This is a genomic window from Photobacterium sp. DA100 (genome assembly GCF_029223585.1).
Classification (GTDB): domain Bacteria; phylum Pseudomonadota; class Gammaproteobacteria; order Enterobacterales; family Vibrionaceae; genus Photobacterium.
On sequence record NZ_CP119423.1, the window covers coordinates 2,684,543 to 2,705,262 of the forward strand.

At 55.1% G+C, this 20,720-nt stretch carries 16 protein-coding genes; 7 read left to right on the forward strand and 9 right to left on the reverse strand.

What is annotated here, in order from left to right; translation table 11 throughout:
* Positions 1–45: 45 nt before the first annotated feature.
* Together PTW35_RS12300 and lrp are read right to left on the reverse strand one after the other, a co-directional pair.
* Positions 46–3,423 (reverse strand): DNA translocase FtsK 4TM domain-containing protein, encoded by a 3,378-nt coding sequence (locus PTW35_RS12300; RefSeq protein WP_281025234.1) that lies wholly within the window; start codon positions 3,421–3,423, stop codon positions 46–48.
* A 462-nt stretch (positions 3,424–3,885) separates the two neighbouring features.
* Positions 3,886–4,380, reverse strand: coding sequence for a leucine-responsive transcriptional regulator Lrp (lrp, locus tag PTW35_RS12305; protein WP_036832575.1), 495 nt, complete (start codon positions 4,378–4,380; stop codon positions 3,886–3,888).
* Positions 4,381–4,536: 156 nt separating this feature from the next.
* Here lrp and ald point away from each other — a divergent pair, with 156 nt between their 5' ends.
* From ald to cydC, 4 genes are all read left to right on the forward strand, one after another.
* Positions 4,537–5,658: an alanine dehydrogenase gene (gene ald / locus PTW35_RS12310; protein WP_281025235.1), complete on the forward strand. Its 1,122-nt coding sequence runs from the start codon at positions 4,537–4,539 to the stop codon at positions 5,656–5,658.
* A gap of 201 nt (positions 5,659–5,859) precedes the next feature.
* A complete protein-coding gene (gene trxB / locus PTW35_RS12315; protein WP_281025236.1) occupies positions 5,860–6,822 on the forward strand; it encodes a thioredoxin-disulfide reductase in 963 nt (320 codons plus the stop codon).
* 78 nt (positions 6,823–6,900) lie between these two features.
* Positions 6,901–8,673 (forward strand): cysteine/glutathione ABC transporter permease/ATP-binding protein CydD, encoded by a 1,773-nt coding sequence (gene cydD / locus PTW35_RS12320; protein ID WP_281025237.1) that lies wholly within the window; start codon positions 6,901–6,903, stop codon positions 8,671–8,673.
* A complete protein-coding gene (cydC, locus tag PTW35_RS12325; RefSeq protein WP_281025238.1) occupies positions 8,666–10,387 on the forward strand; it encodes a cysteine/glutathione ABC transporter ATP-binding protein/permease CydC in 1,722 nt (573 codons plus the stop codon). The genes cydD and cydC overlap by 8 nt, the downstream gene beginning before the upstream one ends.
* 88 nt (positions 10,388–10,475) lie before the next feature.
* Here the strand turns inward: cydC and rimJ are convergent, their stop codons facing one another.
* Positions 10,476–11,057: a ribosomal protein S5-alanine N-acetyltransferase gene (rimJ, locus tag PTW35_RS12330; protein ID WP_281025239.1), complete on the reverse strand. Its 582-nt coding sequence runs from the start codon at positions 11,055–11,057 to the stop codon at positions 10,476–10,478.
* Positions 11,058–11,225: 168 nt separating this feature from the next.
* Here rimJ and PTW35_RS12335 point away from each other — a divergent pair, with 168 nt between their 5' ends.
* Complete coding sequence (locus PTW35_RS12335; protein WP_281025240.1) at positions 11,226–11,705, forward strand: methylated-DNA--[protein]-cysteine S-methyltransferase; 480 nt, start codon at positions 11,226–11,228, stop codon at positions 11,703–11,705.
* 182 nt (positions 11,706–11,887) lie between these two features.
* Here the strand turns inward: PTW35_RS12335 and tyrR are convergent, their stop codons facing one another.
* The 6 genes from tyrR to pspA form a co-directional block, all read right to left on the reverse strand.
* Positions 11,888–13,423 (reverse strand): transcriptional regulator TyrR, encoded by a 1,536-nt coding sequence (gene tyrR / locus PTW35_RS12340; RefSeq protein WP_281025241.1) that lies wholly within the window; start codon positions 13,421–13,423, stop codon positions 11,888–11,890.
* 218 nt (positions 13,424–13,641) lie between these two features.
* Positions 13,642–14,682: a TIGR01620 family protein gene (locus PTW35_RS12345; protein ID WP_281025242.1), complete on the reverse strand. Its 1,041-nt coding sequence runs from the start codon at positions 14,680–14,682 to the stop codon at positions 13,642–13,644.
* A complete protein-coding gene (locus PTW35_RS12350) occupies positions 14,679–16,076 on the reverse strand; it encodes a YcjX family protein (RefSeq protein WP_281025243.1) in 1,398 nt (465 codons plus the stop codon). The genes PTW35_RS12345 and PTW35_RS12350 overlap by 4 nt, the downstream gene beginning before the upstream one ends.
* A 193-nt stretch (positions 16,077–16,269) precedes the next feature.
* A complete protein-coding gene (gene pspC / locus PTW35_RS12355; protein ID WP_281025244.1) occupies positions 16,270–16,656 on the reverse strand; it encodes an envelope stress response membrane protein PspC in 387 nt (128 codons plus the stop codon).
* Positions 16,653–16,883 (reverse strand): envelope stress response membrane protein PspB, encoded by a 231-nt coding sequence (gene pspB, locus PTW35_RS12360; protein ID WP_044623834.1) that lies wholly within the window; start codon positions 16,881–16,883, stop codon positions 16,653–16,655. The genes pspC and pspB overlap by 4 nt, the downstream gene beginning before the upstream one ends.
* A gap of 90 nt (positions 16,884–16,973) precedes the next feature.
* A complete protein-coding gene (gene pspA / locus PTW35_RS12365) occupies positions 16,974–17,639 on the reverse strand; it encodes a phage shock protein PspA (protein ID WP_039465757.1) in 666 nt (221 codons plus the stop codon).
* A gap of 304 nt (positions 17,640–17,943) precedes the next feature.
* On the opposite strand from pspA, the gene pspF reads away from it, so the two are divergent.
* Both pspF and sapA read left to right on the forward strand, forming a co-directional pair.
* Positions 17,944–18,972 (forward strand): phage shock protein operon transcriptional activator, encoded by a 1,029-nt coding sequence (gene pspF, locus PTW35_RS12370; RefSeq protein WP_281025245.1) that lies wholly within the window; start codon positions 17,944–17,946, stop codon positions 18,970–18,972.
* Positions 18,973–19,093: 121 nt separating this feature from the next.
* Entirely contained in the window at positions 19,094–20,719 is a 1,626-nt protein-coding gene (gene sapA, locus PTW35_RS12375; protein WP_281025246.1) for an ABC transporter substrate-binding protein SapA, read from the forward strand.
* Position 20,720 lies beyond the last annotated feature (1 nt).

Here is a 20,720-nt window from a genome sequence, read left to right on the forward strand (position 1 = left end):
CCCTTTGATCGTAGCAGGCATGGTAATTACTGGTTATGTTGTGGGTTAATCACGTGGCGGCGGCGGTGGTGCCAGTACTTCACGGTTGCCGTTGTGGCCCGGCGGGCTCACGATACCGTGCGCCTCGAGTTGCTCGACGATTCGGGCCGCTCGGTTGTAGCCGATCTTAAAGCGGCGCTGGACACCTGACACGGAGCCGCGACGCGATTCGGCAACAAAAGCCGCCACTTCATCAAACAGCTGATCCAAATCGTCATCACCGCCGGTTGGGGTCTCGCCCGGCAACAGGCCTTCGGCTCCTTGGTCTGCCTCGAGAATGCCCTCGATATACTGTGGCTTGCCACGGGCTTTCCAGTCGTTCACCACGTTGTGTACATCTTCATCCGAGGCAAACGCACCATGAACACGCACAGGGTGGTTACTGCCCGCTGGCAAGTAGAGCATGTCACCCATACCGAGCAAGGATTCGGCACCGCCTTGGTCGAGGATGGTGCGCGAGTCCGTTTTGGTCGATACAGTAAAGGCCATCCGGCTCGGGATATTGGCCTTGATAAGGCCGGTGATGACATCTACCGATGGACGCTGGGTTGCCAACACCAGGTGGATCCCGGCTGCACGCGCTTTCTGTGCCAATCGAGCAATCAGCTCTTCAACTTTCTTACCGACAACCATCATCAGATCGGCAAATTCATCTACAATCACCACAATGCTCGGCATTTTTTCCAACAGTGGTGGGTACTCATCCATGCTGTCGCCCGGCTTCCATAGAGGATCGTGGATTGGGTGGCCTGCGGCAGCGGCTTCTTCCAACTTGGCGTTAAAGCCTGCCAAATTACGCACCCCGCAAGCCGCCATTAGCTTATAGCGACGTTCCATCTCACCGACACACCAGCGCAAGGCATTGCTGGCGTCTTTCATGTCGGTGACCACTTCGGTCAACAAATGCGGGATACCTTCATAAATCGACAGCTCCAGCATTTTCGGGTCGATCATAATAAAGCGACAATCTTCAGGCTTACACTTGTACAGCAAGCTCAAGATCATCACGTTGACCCCCACCGATTTACCGGAACCCGTGGTACCGGCAACCAGCAAGTGGGGCATCTTGCTCAGGTCGGCGACCACGGCTTCACCGGCAATGTCGTAACCCAATACAATCGGTAGAGCGCCCTTCTTATGCTGGAAGTTATCGCTAGCGACAACCTCAGACATATATACCGTTTCACGGTTCACATTCGGCAGCTCGAGACCGATATACGGCTTACCCGGAATAACTTCAACCACACGTACCGCAGATGCGGACAAGGCACGCGCCAAATCTTTAGCAAGGCCGGAGATGCGGCTGACTTTCACACCTGGTGCCAGATCAAGCTCATAACGGGTAATGACCGGCCCCGGATACACCCCAACCACTTTCGCTTTGATCTTATAGTCAGCCAGCTTGGCTTCCACCAGCATCGCGGTTTGCTTGAGCTCTTCCTCGGTGGTTGACTGCACGTTCTGCTTTGGCGGTGCCAGCAGATCAATCGTCGGCATAGGCGAAGTTGGCTTCGGCAAGTCGGCTTCGCGCTTCATCAAGAACGGATTGTCCAGGCCGGCCGCTTGCGCTTGGGCTTTCTGGGCATCACGGATTTTCTTGAGGAATGCCTCTTCGTCACTCAGGCCGTCTTCGCTACTGTCCTCACCACCGGCAGGCGCAATTTCGCGCTCTGCCCGCTCCAGCTCGGACATGCCATCCTGAACACCGATTTCAATATCATGATCCAACTCGACACCGTTTGGTGACATCGTTTCCGTTGGCCTTTCCCGGTTGCTCTCAGCCATAGCCGTTGCCTCTGGCACAGCAGGCTCGAAAGAGCCAACCTCTGCATCATGAGGCTCTGTTGTAACAGGCTCAAAATGAACCGGCGATGAATGTGCTTGCATCGCCTCCGGGGTGAAGCTCTCGTCGCTGAAGGACATCCCAGCCGACAAGGCCGGAGCATCCTGTGCCGGAACATCCTCTACGGGTGCTGCCGCCATGGCCAACGCAGCCGCTGATGGCGCAGCCTCACCTACGGTACTGTCGATCACGCTATCAAGTGCCTGGGCCGCCGGTGTGGCAACCGGTCCACTGCTCTGCTCAGCCGCAGGAAGGACTGGGGCCCCATTCTGCCCGTGAGGAACAACTTGGCCTTCGTCAACGTATACCGTGAAGTTTTCATCGATATCCAGCTGCTTTTCAAGCTCGGCAATTGTCATGCCTTTCGCTTGCTGAGTCGAGTTGACCTCAACAATCTCTTCGCTGACCAAATCGTGAGCCGGTTCAACGGGCACGGCCGCTGGCTGCTCTGAGTAAGGTTCAGCGACGGCTTGGACTGGCGCCGAGGTAGTGGCATAGGCCGGCTCTGCCAGCACCGATGGTTGGCTAAGCGGTTGCTCTACTGCCACCGGGGCTTCGGCTTCCTGGCTTGCCCCGGCATCTGGTGCAGAGGCTATCGCCGCGGCAGCCGTTGCGGCCTGGGCCTGGCGGTGACGTTCCGGCATGACAATTTTCGGCTCGCGGGTATCGAGCAGCGGATCAGCATCGTATCCGGCCCCGTCCAGCAAAGGATCACCTGGCTCAGACCGATTGAAACTCGGTTCCTGGCGGGCAAAACGACTGCGGTCATCGGCAGATTCTGACGTTGCGCGACTACTCGACGCCAGTAGCACATCATCTGCATCAGGTTCGGATTCCGCTTGCTGCATGGCCAATTGGCGGCCGAATTCAGTCTGATGCTCACCGGGAATGTCTGCCGCAAACGGCGTCAGCGTCTCTGATTTATCGGCGCGCACTTTGTTCAGCAGCCATGCCATCGAGCCGAGTACCGTTTCGCCAATGGTATCGACGATGGTCAGCCAGGAGATCCCGGTAAAGAGGGTAAAGCCCACCGCCCAGGCAAACATCAGGATCAGAGTGGCCCCCAGCAAATTAAACAGAGGCAGGGCCATATTCGATACCACATCGCCAATCACCCCACCAGAGGAGAAATACCAGATGTCGTCAAAGTTGAGGTCGGCCAGCCCGCAACTGGCGACGAAGATGATCAGCAGGCCGAGCAAACGGGTGCCGTAAATCATGTAATCCACACTGAGAGGCTGCCGGCGTCTGCGGAAAAGGACCCAGGCAGCAAGAACAATGACCGCAGGCAGCGGGTAGGCCAGGGAACCAAACGTAAACAGCAAGGTGTCGGCAACCAGTGCACCGAAGGACCCGGCCTTGTTCTGCACCGGCCCTTCCCAAGCAGTCTGGGACCAAGAAGGGTCAGCAGGATCGAAACTCAACAGCGCAACCATGATGAAAATCGCCGACAAGATGCCGATGATCAGAAAGCTCTCCAGTAAGCGCTGTCCCCCGGAAAGACGCATTTTAGGCTGCTTCTTGCCCTTTACTTTCCTCAAAAAAACACTCCGATGTAACAAATTGCGTAACGCCCACCCCAACCTGTCTTGGTGGAGATTCGTAGGGCAGATACATTGAATCTTTTTAACTATCAGAACAAGGACATCCCTGCTCGTTGATATTATTGTGCCAATCGCTGGTGGCGTGTCAGACGCCAGTAAAAATAAGGCCTGATGATCTTTTGAATTCAACCACAAAAGGTCAATAGGCCCTACTGCCTATCTTATACTAAATAGCGTCCAATTTTGCCATTTTGAAAAGGGCGAGCGCGAAAGGGATGGCGATTTTTTCCCAGCATGTGCTGAAAATCCCAGCAACTTGGGGGGGACGGTGCTAACAACGTGACGAACTAAGGGGCGAGCATCCGGGAATGCTTGGCCCGAAAACAAATCAAGCGGCCAAGAGCCGCTCGATTGATATACCCAAGCTAATTGGGCTGTGGCATATTTCAAATGTGAAACTTAACGCGTTTTGATCACAAGATTGTTGGTCTGCTTCACTTCTTCCATGACCACGTAGGTACGGGTATCGTTCACCCCAGGAAGACGCAGCAGGGTTTCACCCAACAACTTACGGTATGCCGACATGTCAGATACACGGGTTTTCAGCAAGTAGTCGAAGTCACCGGATACCAAGTGGCACTCCTGGATATCTTCCAGTTCCTGCACTGACTTGTTGAATTGCTCGAACACATCCGGCGCACCACGGTTTAGCGTGATTTCTACGAACACCAACAGGGAGGCATCGAGATACTGCGGATTGAGAAGCGCGGTGTAGCCACTGATGTAGCCCTGACGCTCTAGGCGGCGTACACGCTCAAGACATGGCGTAGGAGACAAGCCGACACGCTTGGATAACTCTACATTTGAAATACGACCGTCTTTTTGAAGTTCATTCAATATGTTACGGTCAATACGATCCAATTCCTTGGATGGTTTTTTCTTGGTATCTACCATTTTTTATTCCACCTTCTTACTTCCTTGCAAAAAAATATACTACATCTTTCTATTTTTTAGAATCAAATACTCTATTAGTCAAACTATACTGCCATTAGATCTGCATTTACATCCTTGTCAATAGCCAAACATACTAGAGGCCAAGGGAGGAGCAGCATGATTATTGGTGTCCCCAAAGAAATCAAAAATCACGAATACCGTGTTGGCTTGGTTACCAGCAGTGTCCGTGAGCTCACATCACTCGGCCATCAAGTCTTGGTCGAAAGCCAAGCCGGTGTCGGGATCGGGCTGTCAGACTCAGACTACGAGAACGCTGGCGCTACAATTATTTCTAACGCTAAAGAAGTTTTTACCAGATCAGAGATGATTGTCAAAGTAAAAGAGCCTCAAGCAGTAGAAAGAGCCATGCTGTCCGAAGGGCAAATTTTATTCACATATCTTCATCTTGCACCAGATTTTCCACAAACAAAAGACCTAATAGACAGCAAAGCTGTCTGTATTGCTTACGAAACCGTCACGGATTCCTCCGGCAAATTACCGCTTCTCGCCCCGATGTCTGAAGTTGCTGGCAGAATGTCTATCCAAGCAGGCGCGCAAACGCTAGAGAATTCTAACGGCGGACAAGGCTTACTACTGAGCGGCGTACCCGGCGTCGAGCCGGCCAATGTGATCATTTTAGGAGGAGGCGTTGTCGGCTCCAATGCCGCACGTATGGCTGTTGGCATGCGAGCCAACGTCACCTTGCTCGATCGCAATGTCGATACGCTTAGGGCATTGGACTGCGAGTTCAAAGGCGCCGTCAATCTTGTCTACTCGACCTCCGAGGCCATTGACCGATTGGTGCCCGAAGCCGATATTATCATTGGCGCGGTCCTGATCCCCGGAGCCGCCGCTCCCAAGCTCATTACCGCCGAACACGTCAAGCAGATGAAGCCAGGCTCGGCTTTGGTTGACGTCGCAATCGACCAGGGCGGCTGCTTTGAAACCTCGCACCCGACAACCCACACCGACCCCACCTATATCGTCGATGATGTAGTCCATTACTGTGTCGCCAATATGCCGGGAGCTGTGGCAAGAACCTCAGCCTTCGCGCTTAACAACGCGACGTTACCGTATGTGATAAAGCTGGCCAATTTGGGATACAAGAAGGCCCTGCTGGACGATCCGGGATTCCTTGCCGGCATGAATATCATCTACGGCAAGGTCACCTGCAAAGAGGTTGCTGAAAGCTTCAATTTGCACTTTACTGATCCAACTGTCGCTATTAGCATGCACTAGCACGTAATTTATATATAACTATCAGCTATTTCTTATAGCAAATCCATCTAAAAAAATAATCCCTGCTGCCGGGTATTCCTCTTGGCAGCATGCGCTTGCAGGGGAAAAGCCCGCGCTACAATCCCCTCTTTCCATAGCGCTTCAATTTACCTACAATCACCCTTCACAAGATTAAAAAATCTCATTCAGCCTGGAGAAGTAATGAGTAACGTAAGACATTGTAAACTGCTCATCCTTGGTTCTGGTCCTGCTGGCTACACTGCCGCAGTGTATGCTGCGCGTGCCAACCTCAACCCGGTCATGATCACGGGTATGCAGCAAGGTGGTCAGCTCACCACCACCACAGAAGTTGAAAACTGGCCAGGTGACGCCGAAGGCCTGACGGGCCCTGGGCTGATGGATCGCATGAAAGAGCACGCTGAGCGATTCGACACCGAGATCATTTTTGATCATATCAACGAGACTGACTTCAGCCAGCGCCCTTTCCGCCTGAAAGGTGACAGCGGTGAATACACCTGTGACGCATTGATTATCGCAACCGGTGCCTCAGCCAAATACCTTGGCCTGGAGTCAGAAGAGAATTTCAAAGGCCGCGGCGTCTCTGCCTGCGCGACCTGTGACGGCTTCTTCTACCGCAACCAGAAAGTGGCCGTAGTCGGCGGCGGCAACACCGCCGTCGAAGAAGCCCTGTACCTGTCCAACATCGCATCGGAAGTTCACCTGATCCACCGCCGTGATACTTTCCGCTCAGAGAAAATCCTGATCAAGCGACTGATGGACAAAGTTGAAAACGGCAACATCACCCTTCACACCGACCGCGTACTGGATGAAGTGCTGGGCGATGAGATGGGCGTTACTGCCGTTCGCATCAAGGATACCCAATCTAATGCGACCGAAACGCTAGATGTAATGGGTGCGTTCATCGCTATCGGCCACCAGCCGAATACTGGCATTTTTGAGGGCCAGCTGGAGATGAACAACGGTTACATCAAAGTCCAGTCAGGCACCGAAGGTAACGCCACCCAGACCAGCGTTGAAGGCATCTTTGCCGCCGGTGATGTGATGGATCACACCTACCGCCAGGCCATCACCTCAGCAGGTACCGGCTGCATGGCTGCCCTTGATGCAGAGCGTTACCTCGACGCGCTAGAAGAGCAAAAATAATAGTTTTGGCCACCTTCCATGGTGGCCTTTTAGCCTTCACCTTTAAGCCGGCTCCCCTTAGCGGCTCAAGAATTTAATATGGACAAACAATTACAACGCGATTTAACCAAGTGGTTGAAATCACAGAGTAAGCTGGCAAAACGCTGGCTCATGCTCAGTGTCGGCCTTGGGTTCTTGTCGGGGTTGCTACTCGTTGGCCAGGCCGCTTTGCTGGCCCATATCCTGCACCAACTCATCATTGAACACACCGATAAATACCAACTGGTTTCCAGTTTTGTCGGGCTATTTATCATTGTCGGCCTGCGGGCTGGCTGTAGCTGGGGGCGAGAAATTTTCGGCTACCGCTGCGGCGAACAAATCCGGCTCCACATCCGCCAGCTGATCCTCCAGCGCCTGCAGCAGTTAGGTCCCGCCTACATCAAAGGCAAGCCTGCCGGTGTATGGGCCAGCCTGGTACTGGAGCAAGTAGAAGAAATGCAAGACTTCTTCTCCCGCTACATCCCGCAAATGTCGATTGCGGTATTGGTTCCGCTGGTGATTTTGTTCGCCGTGTTCCCGCTCAACTGGGCCGCGGGGCTGATCTTCCTGATCACCGCACCACTGGTGCCTATGTTCATGGCACTGGTTGGATTGGGGGCGGCCGATGCTAACCGCCGCAACTTCAAGGCGCTGCAACGCCTTTCTGGCCACTTCTACGACCGCCTGCAAGGCCTGTCGACCCTGCGCCTGTTCCACCGTGCCGAGGCAGAAGCGGAAAACCTCCACGCCGCCTCCCACGTGCTGCGCAAGCGGACGATGGAAGTGTTGCGCATGGCCTTCCTCTCGTCGGCGGTGCTGGAGTTTTTCTCCGCCATCTCGGTAGCGATTGTTGCGGTATACTTTGGCTTCTCCTTTATCGGCGAGCTCAATTTCGGCCACTACGGGGTGCCAATTAGCCTGTTTACCGGTCTGTTCATTCTGGTGCTGGCGCCGGAGTTCTACCAGCCGCTGCGTGATCTGGGCACCTTCTACCACGCCAAGGCCCAGGCCATCGGGGCGGCAGAGTCCATTGTCGAATTCCTCAACAGCGAAGCTGATGGCATGAGCCAAGGCCAAACCAACCTCGACTCTCCGGAAACAATCTCCATCAGTGCCGAGCAGCTAGAAGTGCTGAGCCCACAGGGCCAAGTACTGGCGGGTCCGCTCAGCTTTAGCATCAATGCCCACGAACAAGTCGCCCTGGTCGGCCCGAGCGGGGCCGGCAAAACCAGCCTGCTCAATGCGCTGCTGGGGTTCCTGCCCTACCGTGGCAGCCTGAAAATCAACGGTACCGAGCTTAGCGAGCTTGATCACAGCCAGTGGCGCCAGGCGATCAGCTGGGTCGGCCAAAACCCGCTATTGCTTCACGGCACTGTCCGCGACAACATCACCCTGGGCAACCCACTCGCCACCGAGGAACACATCAAGCAGGTCGCACAACAAGCCTACGCCGATGAATTCATCCAGCGCCTGGAGCAAGGTTACCAGCATCAGGTCGGTGACCGCTCCGGGGGACTATCGGTCGGCCAGGCCCAGCGTATCGCGGTAGCGCGTGCCATGCTGCAAAGCGGGGCTTTCTGGTTGCTTGATGAGCCTACCGCCAGCCTAGATGCCAATTCGGAGCACTTGGTGCTGGAGAGCCTGAAAACGGCAGTCAACGGCCAGACGACGCTAATGGTGAGCCACCGCCTGGACCAACTGGCTGCCATGGACCGAGTCCTAGTGATGGAAAACGGCAAACTGGTCCAGAATGGTCCATTCGAACAGATCCGCCAGCAAGGCCTGCTTGCTGAGATGCTGGCCCATACCGACAAGAGGGATCTCGATGCGTGATTTAATCCCTTATCTCAAGCTATATCGTAAGCACTGGTTCGGCCTGACCCTTGGCATGTTGCTCGGGCTAGGCACACTGCTTGCGGCCATGAGCCTGCTGACCCTATCGGGCTGGTTTATCGCCGCCTCCGCGGTGACGGGCCTTACCATCGCCCGAGAGACCTTCAACTACATGCTGCCGGGCGCCGGCGTGCGTGGTTTCTCGATCGCCCGTACAGCGGGTCGCTGGGGCGAGCGCGTGGTCAGCCACAATGCCACCTTCAAGCTGTTGGCTGATCTGCGTTTGTTCTTCTTCCGCAAGCTGACCCCGCTGATCCCGGGTCGTCAAGCCAACCTGCGCGATGCCGACTTGCTCAACCGCCTGGTTGCCGACGTCGATGCCATGGACCATGTTTACCTGCGCTTGGTCAGCCCGCTGATCATCGGTGTGATTGGCCTGTTGGCGATTACCGGCTTCCTCGCTTGGTTCGATGTCACTATCGGCCTGACACTGGGCGCTATTTTGCTGGCCCTGATGCTTTCCCTGCCGGTTGTTTTCTACCGCCTGGGCAAATCCAACGGCGAAACCCTGACCATGGCCAAGGCCAACTACCGGGTGAAGATGCTGGACTGGATCCAGGGCAATGCCGAGCTATTGCTATTCAATGCCGAGGATCGCTACTACCAAGCGGCCCTTGATGAGCAGCAAGCCCTGCTGGCTGCCCAGCGGAAGATGGCTAACTTGACCGGCCTGGCCAATGCCATTTTGATGGCGGCAACCGGCTGGACCCTGGTATTGATCACCTGGATAGCGGCAGACGGGATTGCAGGCCAGGCCCCCGATCCGTTCGTGGCGATGGTGGCCTTTGCGACAATGGCCAGCTTCGAGTTGATGATGCCTGTAGCCGGTGCCTTCCAGTACCTGGGCCAGACCCTGACTTCTGCCCGCCGCCTCAATGAGATCATCGAGGCGACGCCGGATACTCCGTTTGATCCCGACGGCCACACCGCACCGGTTGCAGGCTCAGTGGATATCCAGGCGATCAGCTATACCTATTACGGCAGTGATGAGCCGGTACTGAAGAATATCTCACTGGCAATCGGAGCTGGCGAGAAAGTCGCACTGCTCGGCCGTACCGGCTGTGGTAAATCAACCCTGTTGCAGCTGCTCACACGCAACTGGGATCCGCAGCAAGGGCAAATAACCTTGGATGGCGTACCGCTGCCCCAGTGGCAAGAAGCGCCTCTGCGCCAGGCCATCACGGTTGTAAGCCAACGTGTCGATGTCTTCAATGGCTCACTGCGTGAGAACCTACTGCTGGCCAAACCCGAAGGCCGCGACGAAGAGCTCTGCGAAGTACTTGAAAAAGTAGGCCTCGGTGCCCTGCTCGAAGGCAAAGGTTTGGATACCTGGCTGGGTGAAGGCGGTCGCCAGATCTCCGGCGGCGAACGCCGCCGTATCGGTATCGCCCGTGCCCTGCTGCACGATGCACCGATCCTGCTGATGGATGAGCCGACCGAGGGGCTCGACCGCCGTACCGAGCAGCAGATCATGACGTTGCTGCTCGAACACGCCAAGGACAAGACCGTGCTGTTCATTACCCACCGCCTGGTTGGCCTGGAGCAGATGGATCATATCTGTTTGATGGACGAAGGTGAGATCATCGAGCAGGGCAAACACCAGGCCCTGCTTGACCAAAATGGCCGTTACACCGAACTGTGGCAGCGGATCTGACCCAAGCGGCCAGCCTCCGGATATGCCATAACCAAAACGAGAGCCACCTGGCTCTCGTTTTTTCTTTGATGCATGCAGTCGGCGGGATCTACACCGGGATGGTCCAGTCAGCATTGAGCCGGGATGTCAGTATGTGGTCTTCCCATTTACCGTTGATCAGCAAGTAATCCCTCGCCTCCCCCTCAATCACATAACCGCATTTCTTCAATACCGCCGCACTCTTGGCATTGCGGGGCATATAGGCCGCCATGATCCGGTGGAAGGACTGATCCTCGAACATCCAGTCATTGGTCGCAGCCAGCGCCCGGCTCATCAGACCCTTCCCCTGGCAGTCCTGATCCAGCGAGTAGCCAACATGGCAGGCATGGAAAGGATGGCGGACGAGGTTGCTGTAATTGACCACCCCGCATATCTCGTCACTGCCATGTTGCTGGATAACAAAGTAGTAAGCCATTTTATGCTTATGCAGCTGCATCAGCTGCTCCAGTCGCCGCTGCCAACCAGTTTCGGTGAAGAAGGCTTCCTCGCGCAGCGGCTCCCAAGGCTGCAAGAAGGCCCGGTTGCGCTGATAGTATGCGGTTATGGCCGCAACATCTTTAGTGGTAATAAGCCTAACCGTCGCGTCACCAATATTGATCGAGGTCGCTCGGCTGATAATAGAATGAAACAACAGCACATCATCCTTATGCTACATACGATGTTGAAACGTTAGCACAGCCCGCGGGCGATGAATACACCCTCAAGGTAAACTTATTTCAGGACAAAGATTTGCCCGCATGTTTGAGCTATCATTGTGATAGCCGCGCCGCGCTTGACCTTAACCAACACAGTGATGATTATGTATTACGACTACCTTGATACGGTATTGGGAAAGATATACTTATTAGCAGACGAAAAGGGGTTACGACAACTGACCATCGCCAGTGGCGGATTTACCCCAGACAGCCATTGGGAGCACGATCCAGCATTCATGGCCACTTACATCACCCAGCTGGCCGAATACCTCGACGGGAAAAGAAAACAGTTCACCATCCCCCTCGCTCCTCCCGGTACCGACTTCCAGCAGCAAGTTTGGCAAGCCATCAGCGAAATCCCCTACAACAGCCACCGCTCCTACCAACAAATAGCCGCCCACATTGCGCATTCCACCGCAATCCTTGCTATCGGCATGGCTAAGAACGTCAACCCAATCCCGATTATTATCCCGTGCCACCGCGTCGCAACCGAGGTCGAGGCCCAGCAGAGCTGCCGCTACGGCCAAGATCTCATCTGCCAGCTCAGGGAGCTCGAGCAGGGGAAGTTGACGTTGTTGAAGTGAAAGAGTTAAGGGGCAAGTTTCTGGATCCTAGTTCCGAGATACAGATTTTCACTAATGGCTAAGATGATTAGCTCTTTCTAGGATCTAGGAACTGCTTTATCTAGGATCCGCTGGAAACAAAACGCCCGATGAAATTCATCGGGCATTGGCATTAATGTAAGTCACCGTCGCTAATTGGGAACTTAATGTTTTCCAATCCCATACTCACGTAACTTGTTGGCCACAGCAGTGTGAGATACGCCGAGCCGTTTCGCCAGCTTGCGCGTCGACGGGTAGCTCCGGTAGAGGCTATTGAGAATACCTGACTCATAGCGCTTCATGATTTCGTCGAGCGAGCCATCGAGGGTCTCCTCGCTGATCACCGTGGCCGACTCGTTTTCCGGCAGCTGGACATCGTTGACGCTGATTTCCGTCCCTTCCAGCTGTGTCATGGCGCGGAACAACACATTGCGCAGCTGGCGAATGTTGCCCGGCCACGCATACTGGCTCAGGTACTGGGCGACCTCGGCCGAGATAGACGGCTTGGGCTGCTGCAACTCCTGGGCAAACTGGCTCAGGAACAAATCCGCCAGCGGCACGATATCGGCGGTTCTCTCACGCAGCGGCGGCACGGTCAGAGACAAGACATTGAGGCGATAGTACAAGTCTTCCCGGAACTGCCCGGTCGCGACCAGCTCTGGCAGTTTCTTCTGGGTCGAACAGATCACCCTGACATCCACCTTCATCTCTTTCTCTTCGCCGACGCGGCGGAAGGTACCGTCTTGCAGGAAACGAAGCAGTTTGATCTGCAGGTGCTCCGACATTTCACCCACTTCGTACAAGAAGGCGATACCGCCATCGGCCTGTTCGAAAATCCCTTTCTTACCCGGTTCGGTTGCGGTTGCGGCCATGCCGAACAGCTCCGTTTCGGCAGCATTGTCCGGCATCGACATGCAGTTGACCAGCAGGAATGGGTTGTCGCGGCGCAGCGAGCGCTGGTGGCAGGCCCGGGCCAGCATTTCTTTGCCGGTACCGGTTTCGCCCTGGATCAGCAAAGGCGCATCCAGCATCGCCAGCTTCTTGGCCTGGGACACCAATTGCTTGAAGCGGGAAGACTGGCCAACAAGATGCTCAAAGCCATTGTCACCGCTGAGCTGACGCATCGCCAGCGGCATTTTGGCCTCGGACAGAGACTTGAGCAGGATAACCGCACTGGCCAGTACCTGCTCCTCCGTCTCGTCGGTCACATACACCGGCATGATTTCCATCATGTAATCGAGGCCGGACAGCACCACCAACTCACTGCGGCGGCTAGCATTGTCTTTTTCAAGCCAATGGTGAATATTGAAACCGACAAAAGTCTGAATATGCTCGCCGACAATATCTTCTCTGCTCTTGCCGAGCAGTACCTCAGCGGCATCATTGGCGAGATCGATCTTGCCTTGCAAGCTAATAGAGAAAAACGGATCAGGTAAGGCTTCCAGCAATGCTTTCAGTTCTTTGTGTTCACGCTCACTCGGCATGAACTGGATCTTTCTGACATCTGTCACACCATCCAGCTGGCGGATCTGCGACATCAACTGACTGAACTGCTCGAACTCAACTTCAGGGCAATTCAGGTAAATAATCCCAACCCGGTCAATTTCAATGCCCCGCAAGTCAATCTGCCGGCTCGCAAGGATATCCAGCAGCTCTCGGGTCATGCCAAGTCGGTCTTCACAAAAGACTTGTAGCCTCATATTTCTTATCTTCCAAGGTGTCAGGAATTGTTGACACAAGAAGTTTGCGCCTTCCCCGTATTGGAGTCAAGTCATTGACACCCATACCTGAGAGGTTGCGCACTATCAATCCACCGGCAACCAAAAATCGGCGTAATGAATACACTCTTCGGAAAAGGAATACGGCTTAGTAAAGAGAAAAGAAAGGCCCTAAACGGGCCTTCATGGTGTGGAAAAACTCAGTCCCGACGGTCTTTATGGGTCAGCCGGCTAAGCAGGTCCTTGCGAATTTCACTCAACTTGGGTTGTTGCTCTGGCTGCCACGGTAACGGGCGCATCAAACTGATAGCCTTGAGTCCCAATCGGCCGGTTAGCAGGCCGACACCGACCCCTTGCGCCACCCGGGTCGACACCCGGCCAGCCAAGTCCATCGACAGCATATCCATACCGCTATCGGCGATCACTTCACTGGCCCCGGCGATCGCCATGTTGGCCAGCACCAGTTTGACCAGTTTGATGCGTGACCAGTAGCCCAGCTCGACCCCGTACACCTTGGAGATCTGGTCAATAAGCCGGAAATTACGCCAGGCCACCAGTAGCATGTCAGCCAAGGCTAACGGGCTGAGTGCGACCATCACCGCCGCCTCGCTGGCATATTTGGCCACCAGCTGTCGCGCCAACTTATCTTGCTGGCCCAGCACCATGCGATCATAGAGCTGCATGACTTCGCGATCGTTATGGGTAGCGGCCAGAGACTGCAGCCACTTGTCGTAACCGGCATGCTCGTCCATCACCTTGCCTTGCTTCGCCAGCCGGGTACAGAAGGCCTTGGCTTGGCCGATGCCATCGGCCTCAAGCAAGGCCTGTGCCTGCTCCCGCTCGCTCTGGCGCTGCTTTAGCCGGCGCAAACTCAGTAGTTCTCGCCCCAGCGCGGTGATCCCCGCGGCGGCGATACCGGCCACAATCACGCTCCAGCCCAGGGCAAGCCAGTCACCGCCCTGATAGGCCGTAACAACATAGTCGATCGTTTGCCACCCCACCATGGCTGCGCCGCCAACCAGGAGTCCTTTGAGCCAGCCTGTACGGCGTTTGGGCCTGCCCCTGAGGGCTCTGGCCAGCTCTTCTTCAACGTCCGACTGTTCATTGTCCGCCGCCTCGGGCAAGAAGCTCTTCTCCTGCTCGGCAAACTGCATCTGGGAGGTCAACTCGACCTCGCCGCCAGCCGGTTCGCGTTTGGCGGGCTCGTCAAAAACAATTTTACTTTTCAGCGGCTCACTCATCGTAATTTGTCCCCTAACAAGTATTCCATCGCCTTATCCATCCGGATATGGGGCAATGGCTCGTCGCTCTGCATTTCGAGCGGGCGAAAATTCATAAAATCAAAGCCCGACTGCTGCCAGAAGGTATCACTCGGCAACCGGCGCGGTACTTCACCGGGAAACAGGGTCTTGGCCCCACCACCGATCTGATGCCCCCGCAGCGCCGGGACCTGGCGGCCTTGGTAGTCGACAAAACCCGGCTCGGTCGCCTGGATCGAGGACAGGCTGACACAGTCCATCTTGATCCCCTCAAACGAGGCGGTCTGCCATGCCTCATTCACCAGCTGCTGGAGCAAGCTGACCAAATTGGGGTGCTGTTCCGGCGTGACATGATCGGCCTTGGTCGCCGCAAACAAGACCTTGTCGATCCGCGGCGAGAACAAACGCCTCAGCATTGAACTTCGGCCGTAACGGAAACTTTGCATCAGTTGATCGAGCGCCTGGCGCATATCATTGAAAGACTCCGGCCCGGCATTGAGCGGCTGCAGGCAATCGACCAAGATGATCTGGCGGTCGAACTTGGAGAAATGTTCCTTGTAGAACGCTTTCACCACATGCTGCTGGTAATAGCGGTAACGGCTCCTGAGCATGCCAAGGTTGGTTTCCTCACTGGCATCACTCCACTGCTGCTCGGTCATTTTCTCAAGCCAGACCATAGGGAAAAACTGCAATACCGGCGCCCCGGCCAGCTCACCCGGCAGGACGAAACGCCCCGGCTGCACCCAGTGCAGCCCGCCTTCCGCCTTGCACTTGTACAAGTACTCGGTAAAACGGGCCGAGATCTGCTCAATCAATGCCTCGTCAGCCGGGGCCAGTGGATCAAACGACTCGGCCATCGCCAGCCATTCTGATGCCAGCTCCAGGCGCTTACCTTTCAGGATCTGGGCCTGCTGGCGCGACCACGCCATGAAGTCCAGCTCTAGCAGCGGCAAGTCCAGCAGCCACTCGCCGGGGTAATCCACAATGTCCAGGTACAAGGTTGCGGTATCTTGCAACAGTTTCATTGGCCCCCGCTGGGGCTTGTAGCGCAGTGCCAGCCGGGTCTGGCTGACATCCCTCGTCGGCTCGGGCCAGCAGGGCGGCTGCGACAGCAGCGCCGTCATCCCTTCTTCGTAGGCAAACTTGGGGACATGCATGTCAATTTGCGGCACCCGCTTGGCACCCAGTAACTGGCCGTCCCTGACGGCGGTAAAAAGCGGCAACCGAGGGTTAGTACTCACATGCATAAGTTGATTAACCAGCGAAGTAATGAAAGCGGTCTTCCCCGCCCGGGACAGGCCCGTCACCGCCAAACGGACATGGCGGTCTAAACTCCGGTTCACCAGTTTGTTCAGCTCATTGCTAAATCGATTCATAAACTTTCCTGAAAAATACATTCACAGCGCGAGGCGGGTCGCTTCCCAAAGCCCCTAAAAAATCCAGAGAAACCATGCCCCGGACTATACAGGCCTGCCGATTAACCCTTGATGAATCACCTCGTTAACCTTGCATTGGGTCGGCCTGAAAAAGAAAAGCAGGCAATAGCCTGCTTTTCTGCGTACTCGACCGTTACAGATTGCGAAATTCGCGGTCGACCTTGAAAGCGGAGGAGGTGACATAGGCCTCCATGTCTCGCAGCTCCTGCTCCATCTTGTCGAGCTCGCTTTCGACATTTTGAAGGATTTGACCGGCGGGTTTGCCAGCCTGCCAAGGCTTTTGCTTGACCTGGTGCTCGCGGAAAATCGTCTGCTGCTGGATCCGTTCCTCGGGCATCTTGTCGAGGATCAGCCAAGCGGCCACATAAGCCAAGGTGACAACGAAGCCCACCCCGAGTAAGAACGCTGACACAGTGAGGATCCTCACCAACCAGATTTCCATACCAAAGTATTCGGCAACCCCGGCACAAACGCCACCCAACTTGCCGTTCTTCGGGTCGCGGTAGAGGGTCTTATTCATAATTTGCGCCTCCACTGCGGGACTTCCGCATCGAGAATACGCTCTAGGGTCACGATCCGCTCTTGCATCTGCTCTGCGCGAGCCACCAGCTCCTGCAGTTTCTGCTGGTCTTCACCAGACAGCCCTTCACTTGCATGCTTCTTGCTTCGATAGTGGAGGATCAACCACAGCGGGGCAACAAAGATCATGAATACGACTAACGGCCCAACAATAAACCCCATAGACATTATTTATCTCCTTAAATTCGCGCAGATTCAATTCTTTAGATCGTCACAATCGCCACTGCCATCATAACAACCAACTCCCGTTAAGGTGAATTACTCTTTGTCCTTGAGGTTGGCTTTCATGCGCTCAAGCTCTTTTTCAATTTCGTCCTGCGCCTGCAAGTCAGCAAACTCTTCGTGCAGGTTCTTGCCGCGCCCAATACTGTAGCTGTCCGCCTCCGCTTCCATTTCGTCGATCCGGCGCTCGTATTGTTCAAACTTCGACAGAGCCTCGTCGACTTTACCCGTATCCAATTGACGGCGTACGTCACGACGGGTATCCGCAGCCTTGTGGCGCATTACCAGTGCCTGCTGGCGAGCACGGGTTTCTTGCAGCTTACGCTCTAGCTCAGCCACTTCGGCAGCCAGTTTTTCGATGGTTTCCTCCACCAGCTTGTACTCTTCGTGCAAGGTCAATGCGACATCATTGAGCTTCTGCTTTTCAATCAGCGCTGCACGAGCGAGATCTTCACGGCCTTTCTGAATCGCCAGACTGGCTTTTTCCTGCCAATCACGGCTCTGGGACTCAATGGCCTGGATGCGGCGCTGCAGCTCTTTTTTGTCAGCCAGGGCGCGAGCAGAAGAGGTTCGGACTTCAACCAGCGTATCTTCCATCTCCTGGATGATAAGACGGATCATTTTTTGCGGATCCTCGGCCTTATCCAGCAAGGAATTGACGTTGGCGTTAACAATGTCGGCAAAGCGAGAAAAAATGCCCATAGTAATTATCTCCTAAAATAAATATGGTCCTGTGGTCCTGTGGTCCTGTGGTCCTGTGGTCCTGTGGTCCTGTGGTCCTGTGGTCCTGTCAGCAGGCTTTCATTTCCTGGTTAACCGTCAATTCAGAAGTTACCCGTAATGATAATGTCCCATCGGGCCTTAGTACCATAGAACCGCTCTATCCTAGTCATATCAACATGCATGCCAACTTTTAGTCTTTTACATATCATGCACTTAGCTTTACACCTTCATAGATTGCCTGCTAAGGTGTAAGTAATTACGCCAACTATTAGCGAGATTAACCATGCGCAAAACAGATAACCTGATCGGCGAGTCTGAGGCGTTCCTCACGGTACTGGATCAAACCTCGCGCCTTGCCCCGCTGGACCGCCCTATCCTGATCATCGGCGAGCGAGGCACCGGGAAAGAGCTGATTGCCCAGCGCCTGCACTACCTCTCCCGCCGCTGGGACCAGCCGCTGATCTCGCTAAACTGTGCGGCACTGAGCGAAGGGGTTATCGACTCTGAACTCTTCGGCCACGAAGCCGGCTCCTTTACCGGTGCCAAGGGCAGGCACCAAGGCCGATTCGAACGAGCCGAGAACGGCACCCTGTTTCTCGACGAGCTGGCAACAGCTCCCATGGGGGTACAGGAAAAGCTACTCCGGGTCATTGAATACGGCGAGTACGAACGTGTCGGTGGCAGCAGAACCTGCCAGGCCAATGTCCGCCTGATCTGTGCCACCAACGAGAACCTGCCGCAACTGGCGGCGGACGGTAAGTTCCGTGCCGATTTGCTCGACCGGCTCGCCTTCGACATCATCCATCTTCCGCCCTTGCGCGAGCGCCAAGAAGATATCCTCCCTCTGGCCGAATACTACGCCGTGAAAATGTGCCGTGAGCTCAACTTCGCCTTTTTTGCCGGCTTTAGCCAGCATGCCCGGCAACAACTGCAGGCCTACCGGTGGCCCGGCAATATCCGCGAACTCAAAAACGTGGTGGAACGCTCGGTTTTTCGCCATGGTCTCGAAGATGTCCCGGTCGACACCATCATCATTGACCCGTTCAGGCCACCTTGGTTGCAGGATGAGGCAAATCTCATCGACACCACGGCGCCTCAACTTGAGGTCCCCCCGGCCAACGACAGCAGCCGCGAGCAGTGGGGGTTGCCCATCGACTTCCGCCAATGGCAGCAAGATCAGGAAGTTGCCATGCTGCGACTGGCCCTGGAACAAGCCCAGTTCAATCAGCGCAAAGCGGCTGAGTTACTCGGCTTGAGCTACCATCAACTTAGGGGCCTACTGCGCAAGTACCAGTTGGTCGGAAATGAGTGAGTTTGTACGGTTTTTGCTCATAAAGAACCCATAAATCACAGGTATTTTAATGAGGTGACTTGGTGGCGGAGTGGGATAGTGGTAAATTTATAATCTTGTTTCCAAAAAAATCCCTTATTCTATGAGCGCCTATACTCGTCTTTTGCTTGTGTGCGTCAGCCTTGCCGGCCTGGTTGGCTGTAGTGATGACCCACAGCAGGATAGCAATATTCGCAGCCAAGGCTTCGTCTATTGCGGACAAGATAAGCCAACAACCTTTAACCCACAATTAATCGATGGTGGATTAACGGCTGATACCTTGGCTGCGCAACTGTTCGATCGCCTGTTACTGCTTGACCCGGTTAGCCACCAGCCCCTGCCGTCACTGGCCAAAAGCTGGAACATCAGTAACGATGGCTTGGCCTACACTTTCGTCCTGCGGGAAGGCATCGAGTTCCAGACCACCGATTGGTTTAAACCTACGCGCCAGTTTAATGCACAGGATGTGGTGTTTAGCTTTAAGCGAGTCATCCAGTCTGACCATCCTTTCCATGCCGTTTCCGGCGGTCGCTACCCATGGTTTGACAGCCAGGGCTTTGCTAACCTGATTGAAGACATCCAAGTGGTCGCCCCCCTCACGGTGAAATTTATCCTCAGCCGGCCTGACAATGCCTTTTTGGCCAACCTGGCGACCACCTACGCGGTGATCCACTCGCAGGAATATGCCGAGCAAACACTGCGTGCCGGTAAACCCGATCAGCTCGATTCCTTACCGGTCGGTACCGGGCCGTTTTACCTCGACAGCTACCAGGCCAATGACTTTGTCAGGCTTAATCGCCATGAAGGATACTGGCTGGGAGCGGCACCAATGGAGCAAGTGGTGTTTGACATTGCCAGCCGCGGCACGGGAACGCTGGCCAAGCTCCTGAGCCACGAGTGTGATGTGCTGTCGTCTCCGGTTGCCAGCCAGCTTCCGATCATCAGCGCCGACGAAGATTTCAGCCTCAACGCCCAAACCGGCATGAATGTGGCCTTCTTGGCGCTGGACAACAACCAGCCAGAATTGAGCGACATTCGCGTTCGCAAGGCGATAAACCATGCCATCAACCGCGAGAACCTGCTCAATTCGGTTTACTACGGAACCGGCACCAAGGCCCGCAGTATCCTACCGCCGATGTCATGGGCCTATAACCACGGCAGCCAGGCACTGGACTACGATCCGGCTAAAGCCCTTGCCCTGCTCAAGGAAGCCGGCTACGACAAGAACCTGGCCCTGACCTTGTGGGTACCGCTGGAGCCACGCCCCTACAACCCAAGCCCGCGCAAGACTGCTGAGCTGATCCAGGCCGATCTCAACGCGGTCGGGGTGAAAGTCGACATCATCACCCAAGATACGGTGAGCCGCTTTAGTGCCATTGACAAATTCAACAGTGATTTGATCTTGACCGGCTGGGTTGCCGATAATGGCGATCCGGACAATTTCCTTCGGCCACTGCTCTCTTGCGATGCCAAGCAAGCCGGCCTCAATGTGGCGAACTGGTGCAACCTCAGCTTTGACAACCTGCTCGAGCTGGCTTCTCGCACCCCTAAACTCAACCAGCGGCTCAATTACTACCACCTGGCCCAAGATATCTTAGATACGGAGGTACCGATTGTACCGTTGGCCCATGGCGTCCATTTCCAGGTCCATCACAAATCGCTGCAGGGGCTGCAGATGAGTCCATTTGGCACCCGCTCCTTCTCGACAGTATTCCGGAGCGAGATCTAAT